The organism is Citrobacter pasteurii (assembly GCF_019047765.1).
Taxonomy (GTDB): domain Bacteria; phylum Pseudomonadota; class Gammaproteobacteria; order Enterobacterales; family Enterobacteriaceae; genus Citrobacter; species Citrobacter pasteurii.
Genome location: NZ_CP077262.1, coordinates 1,391,059 through 1,409,734 on the forward strand (window position 1 = coordinate 1,391,059; position 18,676 = coordinate 1,409,734).

General features: G+C 55.3%; 17 protein-coding genes. 10 read left to right on the top strand and 7 right to left on the bottom strand.

Annotated elements, in window-relative coordinates:
• Positions 1–2: 2 nt before the first annotated feature.
• Genes I6L54_RS06755 through hycI form a run of 6 tightly spaced genes read left to right on the top strand, consistent with a single transcriptional unit; the run spans position 3 to position 4,842 of the window.
• Entirely contained in the window at positions 3–926 is a 924-nt protein-coding gene (locus I6L54_RS06755) for a respiratory chain complex I subunit 1 family protein (RefSeq protein WP_005130594.1), read from the top strand.
• A gap of 17 nt (positions 927–943) precedes the next feature.
• A complete protein-coding gene (gene hycE, locus I6L54_RS06760) occupies positions 944–2,653 on the top strand; it encodes a formate hydrogenlyase subunit HycE (protein ID WP_005130590.1) in 1,710 nt (569 codons plus the stop codon).
• 9 nt (positions 2,654–2,662) lie between these two features.
• Complete coding sequence (locus tag I6L54_RS06765; RefSeq protein WP_005130589.1) at positions 2,663–3,205, top strand: formate hydrogenlyase complex iron-sulfur subunit; 543 nt, start codon at positions 2,663–2,665, stop codon at positions 3,203–3,205.
• Positions 3,205–3,972, top strand: coding sequence for a formate hydrogenlyase subunit HycG (gene hycG, locus I6L54_RS06770; protein WP_005130587.1), 768 nt, complete (start codon positions 3,205–3,207; stop codon positions 3,970–3,972). The genes I6L54_RS06765 and hycG overlap by 1 nt, the downstream gene beginning before the upstream one ends.
• Entirely contained in the window at positions 3,969–4,379 is a 411-nt protein-coding gene (locus I6L54_RS06775; protein WP_005130585.1) for a formate hydrogenlyase maturation HycH family protein, read from the top strand. The genes hycG and I6L54_RS06775 overlap by 4 nt, the downstream gene beginning before the upstream one ends.
• The gene (gene hycI, locus I6L54_RS06780; RefSeq protein ID WP_005130581.1) at positions 4,372–4,842 is read left to right on the top strand and encodes a hydrogenase maturation peptidase HycI; all 471 of its coding nucleotides are present in this window, start codon (positions 4,372–4,374) and stop codon (positions 4,840–4,842) included. Before I6L54_RS06775 ends, hycI begins: the two co-directional genes overlap by 8 nt.
• A 53-nt stretch (positions 4,843–4,895) precedes the next feature.
• Here hycI and I6L54_RS06785 read toward each other — a convergent pair whose 3' ends face one another.
• From I6L54_RS06785 to ascF, 3 genes are all read right to left on the bottom strand, one after another.
• A complete protein-coding gene (locus I6L54_RS06785; RefSeq protein ID WP_005130577.1) occupies positions 4,896–5,135 on the bottom strand; it encodes a SymE family type I addiction module toxin in 240 nt (79 codons plus the stop codon).
• A 172-nt stretch (positions 5,136–5,307) separates the two neighbouring features.
• Positions 5,308–6,732, bottom strand: a complete 1,425-nt coding sequence (locus I6L54_RS06790; RefSeq protein WP_040232279.1) for a 6-phospho-beta-glucosidase — start codon at positions 6,730–6,732, stop codon at positions 5,308–5,310.
• A gap of 22 nt (positions 6,733–6,754) precedes the next feature.
• Positions 6,755–8,209 (bottom strand): PTS cellobiose/arbutin/salicin transporter subunit IIBC, encoded by a 1,455-nt coding sequence (ascF, locus tag I6L54_RS06795; RefSeq protein ID WP_040232239.1) that lies wholly within the window; start codon positions 8,207–8,209, stop codon positions 6,755–6,757.
• 264 nt (positions 8,210–8,473) lie between these two features.
• On the opposite strand from ascF, the gene I6L54_RS06800 reads away from it, so the two are divergent.
• From I6L54_RS06800 to hypF, 3 genes are all read left to right on the top strand, one after another.
• A complete protein-coding gene (locus I6L54_RS06800; protein ID WP_040232241.1) occupies positions 8,474–9,487 on the top strand; it encodes a LacI family DNA-binding transcriptional regulator in 1,014 nt (337 codons plus the stop codon).
• Between the two features lie 145 nt (positions 9,488–9,632).
• Positions 9,633–10,178, top strand: a complete 546-nt coding sequence (gene hydN, locus I6L54_RS06805; protein WP_003037366.1) for an electron transport protein HydN — start codon at positions 9,633–9,635, stop codon at positions 10,176–10,178.
• A 143-nt stretch (positions 10,179–10,321) separates the two neighbouring features.
• Complete coding sequence (gene hypF, locus I6L54_RS06810; protein WP_040232242.1) at positions 10,322–12,562, top strand: carbamoyltransferase HypF; 2,241 nt, start codon at positions 10,322–10,324, stop codon at positions 12,560–12,562.
• 96 nt (positions 12,563–12,658) lie between these two features.
• Here the strand turns inward: hypF and norW are convergent, their stop codons facing one another.
• Positions 12,659–13,792 (bottom strand): NADH:flavorubredoxin reductase NorW, encoded by a 1,134-nt coding sequence (gene norW, locus I6L54_RS06815; RefSeq protein WP_040232244.1) that lies wholly within the window; start codon positions 13,790–13,792, stop codon positions 12,659–12,661.
• Positions 13,789–15,237, bottom strand: a complete 1,449-nt coding sequence (gene norV / locus I6L54_RS06820; protein ID WP_040232245.1) for an anaerobic nitric oxide reductase flavorubredoxin — start codon at positions 15,235–15,237, stop codon at positions 13,789–13,791. Before norV ends, norW begins: the two co-directional genes overlap by 4 nt.
• A gap of 187 nt (positions 15,238–15,424) precedes the next feature.
• Here norV and norR point away from each other — a divergent pair, with 187 nt between their 5' ends.
• On the top strand, positions 15,425–16,942 hold the full coding sequence (gene norR, locus I6L54_RS06825) for a nitric oxide reductase transcriptional regulator NorR (protein WP_040232246.1): 1,518 nt from the start codon (positions 15,425–15,427) through the stop codon (positions 16,940–16,942).
• Here the strand turns inward: norR and gutQ are convergent.
• The gene (gene gutQ, locus I6L54_RS06830) at positions 16,939–17,904 is read right to left on the bottom strand and encodes an arabinose-5-phosphate isomerase GutQ (RefSeq protein WP_040232248.1); all 966 of its coding nucleotides are present in this window, start codon (positions 17,902–17,904) and stop codon (positions 16,939–16,941) included. The two genes, norR and gutQ, sit on opposite strands and share 4 nt — an antisense overlap.
• On the bottom strand, positions 17,897–18,670 hold the full coding sequence (gene srlR, locus I6L54_RS06835) for a glucitol operon DNA-binding transcriptional repressor SrlR (RefSeq protein WP_005130558.1): 774 nt from the start codon (positions 18,668–18,670) through the stop codon (positions 17,897–17,899). Before srlR ends, gutQ begins: the two co-directional genes overlap by 8 nt.
• Positions 18,671–18,676 lie beyond the last annotated feature (6 nt).

Consider the following 18,676-nt stretch of genomic DNA (forward strand, 5'->3'; position numbering starts at 1 on the left):
GAATGAGTGTTTTATATCCGTTAATTCAGGCGCTGGTGCTGTTTGCCGTTGCGCCGCTGCTGTCCGGCGTTACCCGTGTGGCGCGTGCGCGCTTGCACAATCGCCGGGGTCCGGGCGTTTTGCAGGAATACCGCGACATTATCAAACTGCTGGGTCGTCAGAGCATTGCGCCTGCGGATTCCAGTTGGGTCTTCCGCCTGACGCCGTTTGTGATGGTGGGCGTGATGCTGACTATTGCCACCGCGTTGCCGGTGGTGACCGTGGGTTCGCCGCTGCCGCAACTGGGCGATCTGATCACCTTAATTTACCTGTTCGCCATTGCCCGTTTCTTCTTCTCTATCGCGGGACTGGATACCGGTAGCCCGTTTACCGCCATTGGTGCCAGCCGTGAAGCGATGCTCGGCGTGCTGGTTGAACCTATCCTGCTGCTGGGGCTGTGGGTCGCGGCGCAGGTTGCCGGTTCGACCCATATCAGCAACATTGCCGATACCGTTTATCACTGGCCTGCCGCGTATAGCATCCCGCTGATTCTGGCGCTGTGCGCCTGTGCTTTCGCCACCTTTATCGAAATGGGTAAACTGCCATTCGATCTGGCAGAGGCCGAGCAGGAACTGCAGGAAGGTCCATTGACCGAATACAGTGGCAGCGGTTTTGCGGTGCTGAAATGGGGCATCAGCCTTAAACAACTGGTCGTTCTGCAAATGTTCGTCGGCGTGTTCTTGCCGTGGGGGCAGATGGAAACCTTTACCGCAGGTGGACTGCTGTTGGCGCTGGTGATTGCCGTCGTCAAGCTGGTTCTCGGCGTGCTGGTCATCGCCCTGTTCGAAAACAGCATGGCGCGTCTGCGTTTTTGCGCCACTTCACGCGTGACCTGGGCCGGTTTTGGGTTTGCGTTTTTAGCGTTCGTCTCCTTGCTGGTGGCGTGATTTAAGAGAGTTTGAGCATGTCTGAAGAAAAATTAGGTCAACACTATCTCGCTGCGCTGCACCAGGCCTTCCCGGGTGTGGTGCTGGATGAAGCCTGGCAGACCAAAGATCAACTGACGATCACCGTCAAGGTGAATTACCTGCCGGAAGTGGTGGAATTCCTGTACTACAAACAGGGCGGCTGGTTGTCCGTGTTGTTTGGTAACGACGAGCGCCAGCTGTGCGGCCATTATGCCGTTTACTACGTGATGTCGATGGAGCAGGGCACCAAGTGCTGGATAACCGTCCGCGTTGAAGTGGATGCCAATAAACTGGAGTTCCCGTCCGTCACGCCGCGCGTTCCGGCTGCGGTCTGGGGCGAGCGCGAAGTGCGCGATATGTACGGTTTGATCCCAGTTGGTTTGCCGGATGAGCGTCGCCTGGTACTGCCGGATGACTGGCCGGACGAACTCTATCCGCTGCGTAAAGACAGCATGGATTATCGTCAGCGTCCGGCGCCGACCACCGATGCGGAAACCTACGAGTTCATCAACGAGCTGGGCGACAAGAAAAACAATGTGGTGCCGATCGGTCCGCTGCACGTCACCTCCGATGAACCAGGCCACTTCCGTCTGTTTGTTGACGGCGAGAACATCATCGACGCCGATTACCGCCTGTTCTATGTCCACCGCGGCATGGAGAAACTGGCGGAAACCCGCATGGGTTACAACGAAGTCACGTTCCTGTCCGACCGTGTGTGCGGCATTTGCGGCTTTGCCCACAGCACCGCCTATACCACCTCCGTTGAGAATGCGATGGGCATCGTGGTGCCGGAGCGTGCGCAGATGATCCGCGCCATTCTGCTGGAAGTGGAACGTCTGCACTCGCATCTGCTGAACCTCGGTCTGGCCTGCCATTTCACCGGTTTTGACTCCGGCTTTATGCAGTTCTTCCGCGTGCGTGAAACGTCGATGAAAATGGCGGAGATCCTCACCGGGGCACGTAAAACCTACGGTCTGAACCTGATCGGCGGTATCCGTCGTGATCTGCTGAAAGAAGATATGATCCAGACCCGTCAACTGGCGCAGCAGATGCGTCGTGACGTGCAGGAACTGGTCGATATGCTGCTCAGCACGCCGAACATGGAACAGCGTACTGTCGGTATTGGTCGTCTGGATCCGGAAATTGCCCGCGACTTCAGTAACGTCGGCCCGATGGTACGCGCCAGCGGCCACGCGCGTGATACCCGCGCCGATCACCCGTTTGTCGGCTATGGTCTGCTGCCGATGGAAGTTCATAGCGAACAGGGCTGCGACGTTATTTCTCGTCTGAAAGTTCGTATTAATGAAGTCTACACCGCACTGAATATGATCGACTTTGGTCTGGATAACCTGCCGGGCGGTCCGCTGATGGTAGAAGGCTTTACCTATATTCCTCACCGTTTCGCATTGGGCTTTGCTGAAGCGCCGCGTGGAGATGACATCCACTGGAGCATGACCGGCGACAACCAGAAACTGTATCGCTGGCGCTGCCGTGCGGCGACCTACGCCAACTGGCCGACGCTGCGCTACATGCTGCGTGGCAATACCGTTTCCGATGCGCCGCTGATTATCGGTAGTCTCGATCCTTGCTACTCCTGTACTGACCGTATGACCGTGGTTGATGTGCGTAAGAAGAAGAGCAAAGTCGTGCCGTACAAAGAACTTGAGCGCTACAGCATCGAGCGTAAAAACTCGCCGCTGAAATAAGGAATCGCCATGTTTACCTTTATCAAAAAAGTCATCAAAACCGGGGCACCGACGTCGTCGTATCCGCTGGAGCCGATTGCGGTCGATAAAAACTTCCGTGGCAAACCGGAACACAATCCGCAGCAGTGCATTGGCTGCGCAGCCTGTGTGAATGCGTGCCCGTCGAATGCGCTGACGGTTGAAACCGATCTGGTCACCAATGAACTGGCGTGGCAGTTCAATCTCGGTCGCTGCATCTTCTGCGCCCGCTGCGAAGAAGTTTGCCCGACGGCGGCAATCAAGCTGTCGCAGGAATATGAGCTGGCGGTGTGGAAGAAAGAGGATTTCCTGCAGCAGTCTCGCTTTGCGCTGTGTCATTGTCACGTATGTAACCGCCCGTTTGCGGTACAAAAAGAGATTGATTACGCCATTGCGTTGCTGAAGCACAACGGCGATTCCCGTGCGGAAAACCACCGTGAAAGTTTTGAGACCTGCCCGGATTGTAAGCGCCAGAAATGTCTGGTGCCGTCTGACCGTATTGAACTGACTCGCCATATGAAAGAGGCCAGCTGATGAGCAATTTATTAGGCCCACGTGACGCCAACGGTATTCCGGTACCGATGACGGTGGATGAATCCATTGCCAGCATGAAAGCGTCGCTGCTAAAAAGCATCAAGCGTTCAGCGTACGTTTACCGTGTGGACTGCGGCGGCTGCAACGGTTGCGAAATCGAAATCTTCGCCACGCTGTCTCCGTTGTTTGACGCCGAACGTTTTGGCATCAAAGTGGTACCGTCCCCACGCCATGCGGATATCCTGCTGTTTACCGGCGCGGTAACCCGTGCCATGCGTTCTCCGGCGCTGCGCGCCTGGCAGTCTGCGCCAGACCCGAAGATTTGTATCTCTTACGGTGCCTGCGGCAACAGCGGCGGTATCTTCCACGACTTATACTGCGTATGGGGCGGCACGGACAAAATCGTACCGGTGGATGTGTATATCCCTGGCTGCCCGCCAACGCCTGCAGCCACGCTGTACGGTTTTGCCATGGCGCTGGGTCTGCTGGAACAGAAAATTCACGCGCGAGCGCCAGGTGAACTGGATGGGCAGCCTGCCGAAATTCTGCATCCGGATATGGTTCAACCACTGCGCGTGAAGGTTGATCGCGAAGCTCGCCGTCTGGCGGGTTATCGCTACGGTCGTCAGATTGCTGATGACTATATGACGCAGTTAGGGCAGGGCGAGCACCAGGTGACGCGCTGGCTGGAAGCGGAAAACGATCCGCGTCTGACCGAGATCGTCACGCATCTTAACCATGTTGTTGAAGAGGCACGTATCCGATGAGTGAAACGGTGGTGTTCAGCCAACTGAGCCGTAAGTTTATTGATGAGAACGATGCGACGCCCGCCGAGGCGCAGCAGGTTGTCTATTACAGCCTGGCGATTGGTCACCACCTTGGGATCATCGATTGCCTGGAAGCGGCGTTGACCTGTCCGTGGGATGACTATCTGGCGTGGATTGCCACGCTTGCCGAAGGCAGTGAAGCCCGCCGGAAAATGGAAGGCGTGCCGAAGTACGGCGAGATCGTCATCGATTTCAACCATGTGCAAATGCTGGCGCGCGCGTTCGACGATGCGCGTGCCGTGCAGACCCCGCAGCAGCAGGAGTGGAGCAAACTGATGCTCAGCATGCTGCACGACATTCACCAGGAAAGCGCCATCTATCTGATGGTGAGGAGACACCGTGACTGACGTTTTATTATGTGTGGGTAACAGCATGATGGGCGACGACGGTGCGGGTCCCCTGCTGGCCGAAATGTGTGCCGCAAACCCTCAAGGCAACTGGGTGGTCATTGACGGCGGCAGCGCGCCGGAAAACGACATCGTCGCGATCCGTGAACTGCGCCCGCAGCGTCTGTTGATTGTGGATGCCACCGACATGGGCCTCAACCCCGGTGAAATCCGTATTATCGATCCTGATGATATTGCCGAGATGTTCATGATGACCACCCACAACATGCCGCTGAACTACCTGGTCGATCAGCTGAGAGATGACGTTGGCGAGGTGATTTTCCTTGGCATTCAGCCGGATATTGTCGGTTTTTACTACCCGATGACACAACCGATCAAAGATGCGGTCGATACCGTCTATCAGCGATTAGCCGACTGGGAAGGACACGGTGGATTCTCCGAGCTTGAAGCGCCGGAAGAGTAAACCGTATCAGTGCCGGATGTGAGTGACATCCGGCCTGTTTCCCGCCTTCCTCGTTACTCAATGACCTGCTCAATAATTAATTTCCCCTGCATCACTGACACACTCACTGCCGTACCGGTAGGAAACCCAGCTTGTTCCAGCCAGTCGCCATTCAGCGTGAGTGAAGCGTGCCGACTGATTCGTCGCGTGTAACCCGTTTTGGGATCTTCATGGCGTTTTCTGACATAGCCAACTTTCAATCGACGTACGGGTTTGGTTATAGCCACTGCTGTTGTGCCATTTTTATCAGACATGCACGTTTCCTTGTGGTGAACGACCAGGATTAAAAACTACTGAATAAAATGCCAGTAAAAACGCGTGGGGGCAAACCTGAAACTGGAAGGACGATTCCACATTTTGAATGCAATAAATGAAATGAAAATACGCACGTCTGCCGGAGGGCAGTGGACCCCTCCGGCAGCTCCGTCACGCCAGATCGGCGCCGTTACTGGCGATCACTTTTTTGTACCACCAGAATGATTTCTTACGGGTGCGCGCCAGTGTGCCATTGCCCGCATCATCGCGATCCACATACACAAAACCGTAACGCTTACTCATCTCACCGGTCGAGGCTGAAACCAGATCAATACAGCCCCAGGTGGTGTAACCCATCAGCGGCACGCCATCTTCAATCGCGTCGGCCATGGCGCGAATGTGCTCGCGTAAATAGCTGATGCGATAATCGTCATTGATCTCACCGTTAGCATCAATTTCATCTTTCGCCCCCAGCCCGTTTTCCACCAGAAACAACGGCTTCTGGTAGCGGTCATACATCATATTCATGGTAATGCGCAGACCGAGCGGATCGATGCCCCAGCCCCATTCGCTGGCGGCAATGTATGGATTACGTAGCGATTTCACCACGTTGGCAGCACTGGTATTGCCGGTGTTCATTTCCGCCGAGGCGCAGCGCGATGCGTAATAGCTAAACGAGACAAAATCGACGGTGTTTTTCAGGATATCGTCATCTTCCGGGGCTTTTTCAATCACAACGCCTTTTTCGCGAAACACGCGGGCTGAGTATGCGGGATAAGCCCCGCGCGCCTGCACATCAATAAAGAACAGGTTTTCGCGGTCTTTTTCCAGCGCGGTCCACACATCTTCTGGTTTACAGGAATAAGGATAAAAATTACCGCCCGCCAGCATGCATCCGACCTGGTTGTGCGGATTAACGTCATGGGCAATTTTCGTCGCCAGCGCGCTGGCTACCAGTTCGTGGTGGGCGGACTGGTATTTCACCTGATCCTGATTTTCGCCTTCTTCAAACACCAGTCCGGCACCTGAAAAAGGGCTGTGCAGCATGATGTTGATTTCGTTGAATGTCAGCCAGTACTTCACCAGCCCGTCAAAGGCCTCGAAGCAGGTACGGGCGTAGCGGGTAAAGAACTCCACCATTTTACGGTTGCGCCATGAACCGTACTCGGTGACCAGATGCATCGGCACATCGAAGTGACACAGCGTGACTAATGGCTCAATACCGTATTTTTTACACTCGGCAAACACCGCCCGGTAAAACGCGATACCCTCTGCATTCGGCGTCAGCTCATCACCGTTGGGGTAGAGGCGGCTCCAGGCAATGGAAGTACGGAAAACGGTAAACCCCATTTCCGCCATCAGCGCGATATCTTCTTTATAGCGATGATAAAAGTCGATCGCCTGATGGCTGGGATAAAATTCGTCATCCCGCAACGTAAAGCGCTTTTCCTGTCCCAGTTTGACGGGCATGCGGTTTGTGCCATGGGGGATCATATCGACGGTGGTCAGCCCTTTGCCACCTTCCCGGTACGCCCCTTCAGACTGGTTGGCGGCCAGTGCGCCGCCCCATAAAAATCCTTGCGGAAAAACAGACATAATTAACCTCAGTTCATACCAGTCAAATGCTGGCTCCATTGATATTGCCCGGTTGTGCGGCCTGGTTTTTTCTGGCCTGCGCGGCGGCATCTTCGACAGGAATATCTTCAAAGCCGAGAATCAGTGTTAATACAAAGGAAAGCACCACCGCCAGCGCCATCACGCCAAACACCCAGACGATAGTCATCGGATTGGCCGGATCGAAAAACTGTACGCTGGTAAACAGGCCCGGAGCCGCCATGGAGTGGCTCGCCAGCCCGGCCATGCCGGCAACGGCACCGCAGATAAAACCGCTGATAAGACTCGCAATCAGTGGTCGTTTCAGGCGGACAGCCACGCCATACAGCGCGGGTTCGGAAATCCCCGCCATGATGGCAGAGGCGGCGGCCGCTAATGCCGTCTGACGCAGTTCCGGGTTTTTGGTTTTCCATGCCACTGCCAGTGATGAACCGCCTAACGACAAGTTGGCGCCGATTTCAGACGGCATCACCATGCCTTCTTTTCCGGTTTCGGCAATGGTCTGAATAATGGTTGGCGTGAAGACGCGATGCATACCGGTCATCACCAGCAGCGGCCACAATGCGCCCATAATGGCCACCGACAGCCAGCCGAGATAGCCGTGAATGGTATACACCAGCGCTGAAATTGCGCTACCGATCCAGATGCCGATCGGGCCAATGATGACGATGGCGAGCGGCGCGGCGATCAGCACGATCAGCATCGGTTTCAGGAAGTTTTTGGTTACCGCTGGAGTGATGCGATCAACCCAACGTTCGATGTATGACAGGCACCAGGTCATCACCAGCGCCGGGATCACCGTGTAGGTGTATTTCACCGCCGTCACCGGGATCAGGGCAAACTCAACGTGTTCGCCCTGTGCGGCCTTCGCCATCAGATCGATGAAGCTGGGATGCACCAATACACCTGCGATGGCGATTGCCAGCGACATGTTGGTTTTGAATTTGATGGCTGCCGACGCGGCGACCATCAGCGGCAGGAAGAAAAATGCGCCGTCGCCGATAACGGTCAGAATAGTGAGCGTGGACGATCCTTTCTCCAGCACGCCGGTCATTTCGAGGATCATTGCCAGCAGCTTGAGCATTGATCCGCCGATAATCGCCGGGATCAACGGGGACATGGTGCCGATCAGCGCGTCAAGGATCCCCGCGCCAATCCGCTTCAGCGTCAGTCGGGGTTTGGTTTGCGGCTCAGCGGGCTGCATATTGGCAGGCAACAGGCTGACCACTTCGCGATACGCTTGTGAAACGGTGTTGCCGATGATCACCTGGCACTGGTTATCGCTACGCACCACGCCAAGCACGCCAGAAAGCGTCTTCAGCGTCGCGCTGTCGACCTGCGAGTCATCTTTGATAACGAAACGCAAACGGGTCATACAGTGGGTCACTGCTGTGATGTTGTCGACGCCTCCCAGAGCCGTCACAACGGAGCGCGCCAGCGCTGCATAATTCTTGGACATCGGATTTAATCCTGTTTTATCAGTAGGGTACGTTATGTTTTATCCGTTTACGTTGGGTCGCTTTTCTGGGTTATGAAATGCAGATAGGAAACCGGTTCCACAAAATCATGTTTAATTTATGAGTAATGAGCAAGATTTAATTTTGATCATTTTTTGTAATTGTGACTCCGATCACCAGATGTCAGCGTCTGCGATTTAGCAGCAAGGACAGCGGCGAAACGGTGCAGTACACTGCGTCACATTGAGAAAAAAGGGATGAGTAATATGACCACGATGCTGGAGGTGGCGAAGCGTGCCGGTGTGTCGAAAGCGACGGTTTCCCGGGTGCTTTCCGGGAACGGCTACGTCAGCCAGGAGACCAAAGACCGCGTGTTTCAGGCCATTGAAGAGAGTGGTTATCGCCCTAACTTGCTGGCGCGCAGTCTGGCGGCGAAAACCACGCAGACGCTGGGACTGGTGGTGACGAACACCCTTTATCACGGCGTCTATTTCAGCGAACTGTTGTTTCATACCGCACGCATGGCGGAGGATAAGGGACGTCAGCTGTTGCTGGCTGATGGTAAGCATAGCGCTGAGGAAGAACGCCAGGCGATCCAATACCTTCTGGACTTACGCTGCGACGCGATTATGATTTATCCGCGTTTTCTCAGCGTGGATGAGATAGACGATATCATCGACGCCCATAGTCAGCCGATTATGGTGCTTAACCGACGACTGCGGAAAAACACCAGCCACTGCGTGTGGTGCGATCAAAAGCAGACCAGCTTTAACGCCGTTACTCAGCTCATTGCCGCCGGGCACAAAGAGATTGGTTTTATTACCGGCTCGATGGATTCACCTACCGGCGTGGAGCGACTTTCAGGCTATAAAGATGCGCTGGCGCATCATGGTATTTCGCTTAATAATGACTTGATTGTTAAAGGAAAGTGGACGCCGGCCTGCGGTGCTGCGGGCGTTGAGGCTTTGCTTTCACGTAAGGTCAATTTTACAGCGCTGGTGGCCAGCAATGACGATATGGCGATTGGCGCGATGAAGCAGTTACACGCCCATGGTGTGCGCGTGCCTTTACAGGTGTCGGTGATTGGCTTCGATGATATCGTCCTCGCGCCATATACGATTCCTGCGCTTTCCAGCGTCAAGATCCCGGTGACGGAAATGATCCAGGAAACGATTGGACGGCTGATTTTTATGCTAGGGGACGGGGCGTTTACCCCGCCAAAAACCTTCACCGGTGAACTCATTCAACGTGACTCTGTTGCGTCGCCCGTTTCGTCCTGACGGCTGTCATTAGTCATCGTCACTAGTGACGATGACACGTCCTCCTTGTGTTCATCAAAATAAAAAACCTTTAATAACAGTAAATTAAAAGCTGGCACGATTTATGAATGCTTCGGCAGATAATCTGTCATTGCTGGAGAAATTGATGAACCGTTTCATCATTGCTGACGCCAATAAATGCATTGGTTGCCGTACCTGTGAAGTGGCCTGCGTGGTATCCCATCAGGATAACCAGGACTGCGCATCGCTGACCCCTGAAACCTTTTTACCCCGCATTCACGTCATCAAAGGCGTTAATGTCTCCACGGCGACGTTGTGCCGCCAGTGTGAAGACGCGCCGTGCGCTAATGTCTGTCCGAACGGTGCAATCAGCCGTGATAAAGGCTTTGTCCACGTAATGCAGGAACGCTGTATTGGCTGTAAAACCTGCGTTGTGGCCTGCCCTTATGGCGCAATGGAAGTGGTTGTGCGCCCGGTTGTACGTAATAGTGGGGCAGGTCTGAACGTCCGCGCAGAAAAAGCCGAAGCCAATAAGTGCGATCTGTGCCACCACCGTGAGGCCGGTCCTGCCTGTATGGAAGTCTGCCCGACTCACGCGCTGATTTATGTGGATCGCAATAAACTTGAGCAACTGAGCGCTGAAAAACGCCGTCGCGCGGCGCTGGATTCCACCGCATCTTTGCTGTTCTGATATCTGAAATTCCGCGTAAAATACGGTAGTACTTATGCCGGATGGCGGCTTCGCCTTATCCGGCCTACTGTTCGCATCCCCGTAGGCCTGATAAGCATCGCGCCATCAGGCTAACCGGGATTGATGACTGCGGGAATAATCTAATGACAATAAACACCCCCTCCGGCGTACAGTTGCGTATTCGCGGCAAGGTACAGGGCGTCGGATTTCGCCCTTACGTCTGGCAACTGGCGCAACGGTTACAGCTACATGGCGACGTGTGTAACGACGGTGACGGTGTGGTTGTGCGCTTACAAGAAGATCCGGCGGAGTTTATTGCGCAGTTGCACCAACACTGCCCGCCGCTGGCGCGCATTGATAGCGTTGAGCGCGAACCTTTCGCCTGGACGCAACAGCCTGCCGATTTCACTATTCGCCAAAGCGCAGGCGGTACGATGAATACGCAGATCGTTCCGGACGCCGCGACCTGTCCCGAATGTCTGATTGAAATGAACACCCCCGACGAACGCCGCTATCGTTATCCCTTTATCAACTGTACCCACTGTGGTCCACGTTTTACCATTATCCGCGCCATGCCGTATGACCGTCCGCTGACCGTGATGGCGTCATTCCCGCTCTGTCCGCAGTGCGACAAAGAGTATCGCGATCCGTATGACCGTCGCTTCCACGCCCAGCCCGTTGCCTGTCCGGCATGCGGCCCGCATCTGGAATGGATCAGTACTGACGTGCGGGCTGAAAAAGAAGACGCCCTGCAGGCGGCGGTGGCACAGCTGAAAGCAGGCGGCATTGTGGCCGTTAAAGGGATTGGTGGGTTTCATCTGGTGTGCGATGCGCGCAATGATGACGCCGTCGCGCTGCTCAGGTTGCGTAAACACCGTCCGGCGAAACCGCTGGCGGTAATGCTGCCTGCTGATGACGGATTACCTGAACCCGCGCGTCGTTTGCTGACAACGCCTGCGGCGCCAATCGTGCTGGTGCAGAAATGCTATGTCGCTGCATTGAGCGAGGGCATTGCGCCAGGGTTAACGGAAGTAGGCGTCATGCTGCCCGCGAATCCGTTGCAGCATCTGCTCTTACAAGAGATGAATTGTCCGCTGGTAATGACCTCCGGCAATCTTAGCGGTAGGCCACCTGCTATTACCAATGCGCAGGCGCTGGAAGATTTACGTGAGATTGCCGATGGTTTTCTGCTGCATAACCGCGAAATTGTGCAGCGGATGGATGACTCCGTGGTGCGTGACAGCGGGGAAATGCTGCGTCGTTCCCGGGGTTACGTGCCGGATGCGATAGCACTGCCGCCGGGATTTCGTGACGTGCCGCCAGTGCTGTGCTTAGGCGCGGATCTGAAAAATACCTTCTGCCTGGTGCGTGGCGAACAGGCGGTTATCAGCCAGCATTTAGGCGATCTCAGCGATGACGGCATTCAGCAGCAGTGGCGTGATGCGCTACGCCTGATCCAGAATGTTTATGATTTTACGCCACAGCGTATCGTGCATGATGCGCACCCTGGCTATGTTTCCAGCCAGTGGGCCAGCGAAATGAATCTGCCAACCGAAACGGTACTGCATCACCATGCGCATGCTGCGGCATGTCTGGCCGAGCACGGCTGGCCGCTCGATGGCGGCGATGTGATTGCTCTGACGCTGGACGGTATCGGCATGGGGGAAAATGGCGAGCTGTGGGGCGGCGAATGTCTGCGGGTCAATTATCGTGAATGCGAACATCTTGGCGGCTTACCGGCGGTAGCGCTGGCGGGCGGCGATCTGGCGGCAAAGCAGCCGTGGCGTAATCTGCTCGCGCAGTGCCTGCGCTTTGTTCCTGACTGGCAGGGTTACCCGGAAACATCGGCGCTGCAACGGCAAAACTGGAACGTACTGGCGCGCGCCATCGAGCGGGGAATCAATGCCCCACTGGCATCGTCGTGCGGGCGCTTGTTTGATGCGGTTGCCGCCGCGCTGCGTTGTGCGCCGGAATCGTTGAGTTATGAAGGTGAGGCTGCCTGCGCGCTGGAGGCGCTGGCATCGCAGTGTGCAGGCGTTGATCACCCTGTTACGGTGCCGCTTAATGGCAATCAACTGGACTTAGCGGTTTTTTGGCAGCAATGGCTGACCTGGCAGACCGCCCCTGCAGAAAGAGCGTGGGCGTTTCACGATGCGCTGGCGCGCGGTTTTGCCACGCTGATGCGTGAGCAGGCCGAAATGCGCGGAATTGAAACGTTAGTATTCAGCGGCGGCGTGATGCATAACCGCTTATTGTCATCCCGGCTGGCATTTTATCTGCATGATTTTACCTTATTGTTCCCGCAGCGTTTACCGGCGGGCGACGGTGGATTGTCATTGGGGCAGGGCGTGATTGCTGCAGCGCGGGTGTTAAGTGAAGCGTAGAATGCCGGATGGCGGCTGCGCCTTATCCGGCCTACAAATAGATACTCACTCGTAGGCCGGATAAGACGAGAAGCGGCGCCACCCGGCATCACAGACTTACACGGGCAACGTTTTCAGCAGCGCAAAGGCCTCTTTCATCCGGTCTTCACTGACGACGAAGGCACACAATTGACCTTCGTCGTTCATCCCTCGGGCTACCATACCCTGCGCTTCGGCGGCAATATGCCAGTTTAGATCGCGGCGCTGGGTTTCCCCGGCCAGATGCAATGGCAACTCTGGCGTTTTGACTTTTACCAGCATCGCTGGCAGCTTTAATGGCGCATTGCCGCCGAGCAGGTTCTTCGCCAGATACATGGCGCTCAGCTGAATCGGCTGCAGGAACGGCAGAACCTGACCATTAATTTCCGCACAGTCGCCGAGGGCATAAATGTCCGGGTGGCTGGTTTGCAGGTAGCTGTCGACGCAGACGCCACGATTGATGTTCAATCCGGCGCGACGCGCCAGTGCGGTTTCCGGGCGCAGGCCTGTGGCGGCAATCACCGCATCGACTTCTACGTTGCGGCTACGATCGAGCGTGGCGCGAATACCCGAGGCCGTTTTTTCCAGCCCCTGAAGCTGAGATTTCAGCAGCAGATGGACACCCATATCGGTCAGACGATGCTGTAATCGACTGCTGACTTCCGGCGGCATCAGTGAGGCCAGAATGCTGGCGGCGTTGTCGATAAGCGTCACCGCTTTACCGGCCCGACAGAAATCCATCGCCAGCTCGCTGCCAATCAGGCCACCGCCAACAATCAGCACTCGCTGGGCGTCATGCAGCTGCGTTTCACAGGCGCGATACTCTTGTTGGCTGTTCAAAGTGAGCATTAACTCACGCCCGCTAACCGGTGGTACAAAGGCTGAAGCCCCCGTCGCCAGCACCAGTTTGTCGTACTGCCACTGCTTGTCCTGACTTTTCACTACGTGGGCATCGGCGTCGATGTCGGAAATCCAGGTATGTGGGAACAGGCGCAAATTAAACTGTTCAGCAAACTCCCCCGCTGACTGGCGGGTGAGGTCGTCTGCACGCTGCGACTGACTGATAACATGGCTGAGATCGGGCTTGTTGTACTCATCCATGCTGTCCGCGGCAATCAGGGTCAGCGGAACAGCCGCATCCTGCTTACGGATATTTTTGACTAACTGGCGGGCGGCGAAGCCCGAACCAATAATGACAATTCCGTGGCTCATTTTGCCTCCGTTGCCAATACGTCGAAGACGTCTTTACCTAATGAACATTCCGGGCACAGGAAGTTGTCCGGTACGTCGCTCCACGGCGTACCCGGTGCAACGTCCTGCAGCGGTTCGCCTTTCGCCGGATCGTAAATCCACTGGCACACGCTGCACTGCATACTTGGACCAAGATCGGCGGCAGCCGCAGCGGCGCAGGCGCACTCTTCCTCTTTGGAGGCGGCTTTGACGGGCGTTTCCGGCAGTGGAGCAAGCGCCCACTGACGTGCAATTTCGCGGCCATGCTGGCGGCACAGTTCCAGCGCATCGAGGTCCGGACGCCATTTGGCCTTCAGGCTCAGCGACATCTCGAAACCGGCATCCTGCAAACGTGTGGACAAACGGTCTACTGCACCGCCGCTCCAGCCGTGTGAACCAAAGGCGCTGGCACGCTTGTTACGAAAACGCAGGCCGGTCATCTCTTCCACCAGACCGGCGATTTTCGGCATCATCACGTTGTTCATTGTGGAAGTACCGACCAGCACGCCTTTAGAGCGGAAGACGTTGGTCAGGACTTCGTTTTTGTCGCTACGGGCGACGTTAAAGATTTTCACCGCTACATTTGGGTCGACTTCGTTGATGCCCTGGGCAATTGCGTCCGCCATCATGCGGGTGTTATTGGACATGGTGTCGTAGAAAATGGTGATGCGGTCTTCCTGATAATCCGCCGCCCATTTCAGGTACAGCTCAACGATTTGTGTCGGGTTGTCGCGCCACACCACGCCGTGGGAAGTGGCAATCATATCGACCGGCAGGTTGAAGCCGAGGATCTCAGTAATTTTCGGCGTCACCAGACGGCTGAACGGCGTCAGGATATTGGCGTAGTAACGCTGGCACTGTTCGAACAGCTCGGTCTGGTCAACTTCGTCGTTAAACAGACGTTCGTCGCAGTAGTGCTGGCCGAAGGCATCGTTACTGAACAGCACCGCATCGCCGGTCATATAGGTCATCATACTGTCCGGCCAGTGCAGCATGGGCGTTTCAACGAAGATCAGCTGTTTGCCGTTGCCGATGTCCAGTGAGTCACCGGTTTTTACGATGTTGAAGTTCCATTCCGGGTGGTGGTGGTGGCCGGTGATGGAGTCAATGGCGTTAGCGGTGCAGTAAATCGGCGTGTCCGGAATGCAGGACATCAGCTCGGTCAGCGCACCGGCATGGTCTTCTTCCGCATGGTTAATGATGATGTAGTCGATATCTGCCAGGTCAATTTCACTGCGCAGGTTCTGCACGAATTCACGGCTAAACTTGTGGTCTACGGTATCAATCAGGACATTTTTTTCTTCACGGATGAGATAGCTGTTGTAGCTGCTGCCGCGCAGTGTTTTGTATTCAGTTCCGTGGAAATCACGCACTTCCCAGTCACGTTGGCCAACCCAATGAATGTTATTTTTAACCAGAATAGACATAGCAACCTCAATTAATTCAGCGTTTTTCAAAAAAGATGTTTTGCTAAATGCAGGTTGTGTGCCAACTTTGTATTTATTTGATTTTAAAGTGTTTACTGTTTATTGCCTATAAGGTGGTAGTCAAAATGACTATGTATTTTATTGTCAATATGACAATATGAATTGTCAAAATGACAATGAGGTAGCCATGAGCTTTTCCGTAGACGTGCTGGCGGGCATCGCCATTGAATTACAAAGCGGTATTGGACATCAGGATCGTTTTCAACGCCTGATCACCACCTTGCGTCAGGTGCTGGAGTGCGACGCGTCGGCACTGCTGCGCTACGAATCACGACAGTTTATTCCGCTGGCGATCGATGGGCTGGCGCAGGATGTTCTCGGCAGGCGCTTTACGCTGGAAGGGCATCCGCGTCTGGAGGCGATTGCCCGTGCCGGAGACGTGGTACGTTTTCCTGCCGACAGCGATTTGCCCGATCCTTACGATGGGCTGATCCCAGGCCAGGAGAGTCTGAAGGTCCACGCCTGCATTGGCTTACCGCTTTTCGCCGGTCAAAATTTGATTGGTGCGTTAACGCTGGATGGCATGGAGCCGGATCAGTTCGATGTTTTCAGCGATGAAGAACTCAGGCTGATTGCCGCGCTGGCGGCTGGCGCGTTGAGCAATGCGCTGCTGATTGAACAGCTGGAAAGCCAGAATATGCTGCCGGGTTCGTCAACGGCTTTCGAGCAGGTGACGGAAACGCAGATGATTGGCCTGTCGCCCAATATGATGCAACTGAAAAAAGAAATTGAGATTGTGGCAGGGTCCGATCTCAACGTACTGATTAGCGGTGAAACGGGGACCGGGAAGGAGCTGGTAGCCAAAGCAATCCATGAAGGTTCACCCCGCGCGGTGAATCCGCTGGTGTATCTGAACTGTGCGGCGTTGCCGGAAAGCGTAGCGGAAAGCGAACTGTTTGGTCACGTAAAAGGCGCTTTTACCGGGGCTATCAGCAATCGGAGCGGTAAGTTTGAAATGGCCGACAACGGGACGCTGTTTTTAGATGAGATTGGCGAACTCTCGCTGGCGCTACAGGCTAAGCTGCTGCGCGTGTTGCAGTACGGTGATATTCAGCGCGTGGGTGACGATCGCAGCCTGCGCGTTGACGTACGCGTGTTGGCAGCAACCAACCGTGATTTACGCGAAGAGGTGCTGGCCGGAAATTTCCGTGCGGATTTGTTCCACCGGCTGAGCGTCTTTCCCCTTTTCGTGCCGCCGCTGCGTGAACGCGGCGAAGATGTGGTGCTGCTGGCCGGCTATTTTTGCGAGCAATGTCGGCTGCGGCTGGGACTTTCCCGCGTAGTGTTAAGCCCCGGTGCGCGTAGCCATCTGTTGAGTTACGGCTGGCCCGGAAACGTGCGCGAACTGGAACATGCCATTCACCGGGCGGTGGTTCTGGCAAGGGCGACAAGGGCAGGGGGTGAAGTGGTTCTGGAAACGCAGCATTTTGCTTTACAGGATGACAGTTCTGTCCCGCCGCCGGAGGTTCTTCCTGAGGTTCCGCTGCATCATAACTTGCGTGAAGCAACGGAGTCATTCCAGCGGGAGATGATCCGCCGGGCGATGGCGCAAAATAATCACAGTTGGGCGGCGAGCGCGCGGGCGCTGGAAACAGACGTCGCCAACCTGCACCGGCTGGCGAAACGTCTGGGGCTGAAGGATTAGATAATACCGGCCTGATAGAAATCCTGCAGGTTGATAGCACCGGTGAGTTTACCGTTTTCATCGACCACTGGTGCGGCGGTGATTTTGCGCTTCATCAGGACTTCTTTGGCGTCAATGGCGCGGCTCTGCGCCTGCAGCGTAACGCCATTGTGGGTCATCGCCTCGCTAACCTCAGTGGTGAGCGCCCCACCGGCAACCAGCCAGCGGCGCAGGTCGCCGTCGGTAAAGACGCCTTTTACCAGCGAGGCATCGTCGCAGACTGCCACCAGGCCAAGACCCGTACGGCTAAGTTCCAGCATCGCATCCATGACGCTGGTGGTGAGCGTTACCTGTGGTACAGCATCGTCACGGCGCATCAGGTGATGCACTTTATTTAACAGGCGCGCGCCCAGTGCACCTGCCGGATGGGAACGGGCGAAATCTTCTTCGTTAAACCCGCGCGCCTGCATCACGGCGATGGCCAGCGCATCGCCCATCATCAGCGTGTTGACGGTGCTGGAGGTTGGCGCCAGGCGCATCGGGCAGGCTTCACGCTCTACTGAAATATCCAGCACCGCTTTGGCTGCCAGACCCAGCGGCGAGGTCGGTTTTCCGGTCATTGCCAGCAGGGTGACGGATTTGTCTTCCAGGCGTGGAATGATGAGATCCAGCTCTTTAGCCCCGCCGGAGTAGGAGATAAACAGCATGACATCGCGGCTTTCAATCATGCCTAAGTCGCCGTGCAGCGCTTCTGCCGGATGCACAAAAAAGGCGGGTGTGCCGGTGCTGGCGAGGGTTGCCGCGATTTTTTTGCCAATATGGCCTGACTTGCCAATCCCGGAAACAATCACTTTGCCTTCACAGTGGATGATAGTATTGGCAGCGCGGACAAAATCATCGCCCAGTCGTTCTGGTAGTCGGCTGGCTTCCTGTAGCTCCAGCATTAACGTCTGACGGCCCGCGTTCAGTAGTGCATCACTCATTGGTTTCTCCGGTTATGATTACTTCAATCCCTTTTGCTTCCAGCGCCTGACGAAATGCAGGGTCGATACCCGCATCGGTAATCAATTTGTCGACGCTTTCCAGACTGCACACAACATTGGGACTTTTGCGCCCAAATTTTGACGAGTCAGCCATCAGAATGACTTCGCGAGCGGCATTGCACATCGCTTTACTGACGCTAAACACCTCATTAAATGTGGTCACACCGGCATTAAGATCGATGCCGTCGGTGCCCATGAAGAGTTTATCAAAGCTGAACTGCTCAAAGGCGTTTTCTGCCAGCTGACCGTGAAATGACGCAGATTTTTTACGGAATGTCCCGCCGGGCATCAGGATGGTTTGCTCGTTGTCCAGCTCTGAAAGCGCGTTGACAATGTGCAGGCTGTTGGTCATGACGGTGATGTTGCTAAAGCGGCTGAGCATCGGCACCATCTGCAGCACCGTACTGCCCGCATCCAGAATAATGGAGTCGCCATCGTGAATAAAGCGAACGGCGGCTTCGGCAATTTGCTCTTTTTTATGCGTATTGATCAGCGTTTTGTGATCGATTGGCGGGTCGGATTCGTCTTTATTCAATACTACGCCGCCATAGGTGCGAATGACGGTTCCGGCATTTTCCAGAGTGACCAGATCTTTGCGAATGGTCGTACCGGTGGTGTCAAAGTAGTGGGCCAGTTCTTCAACTGAGCATTTTCCCTGCTTTTGCAGGTGCTCCAGTATGGCAGCCTGACGCTGACGAGGTTTCATAGGCGT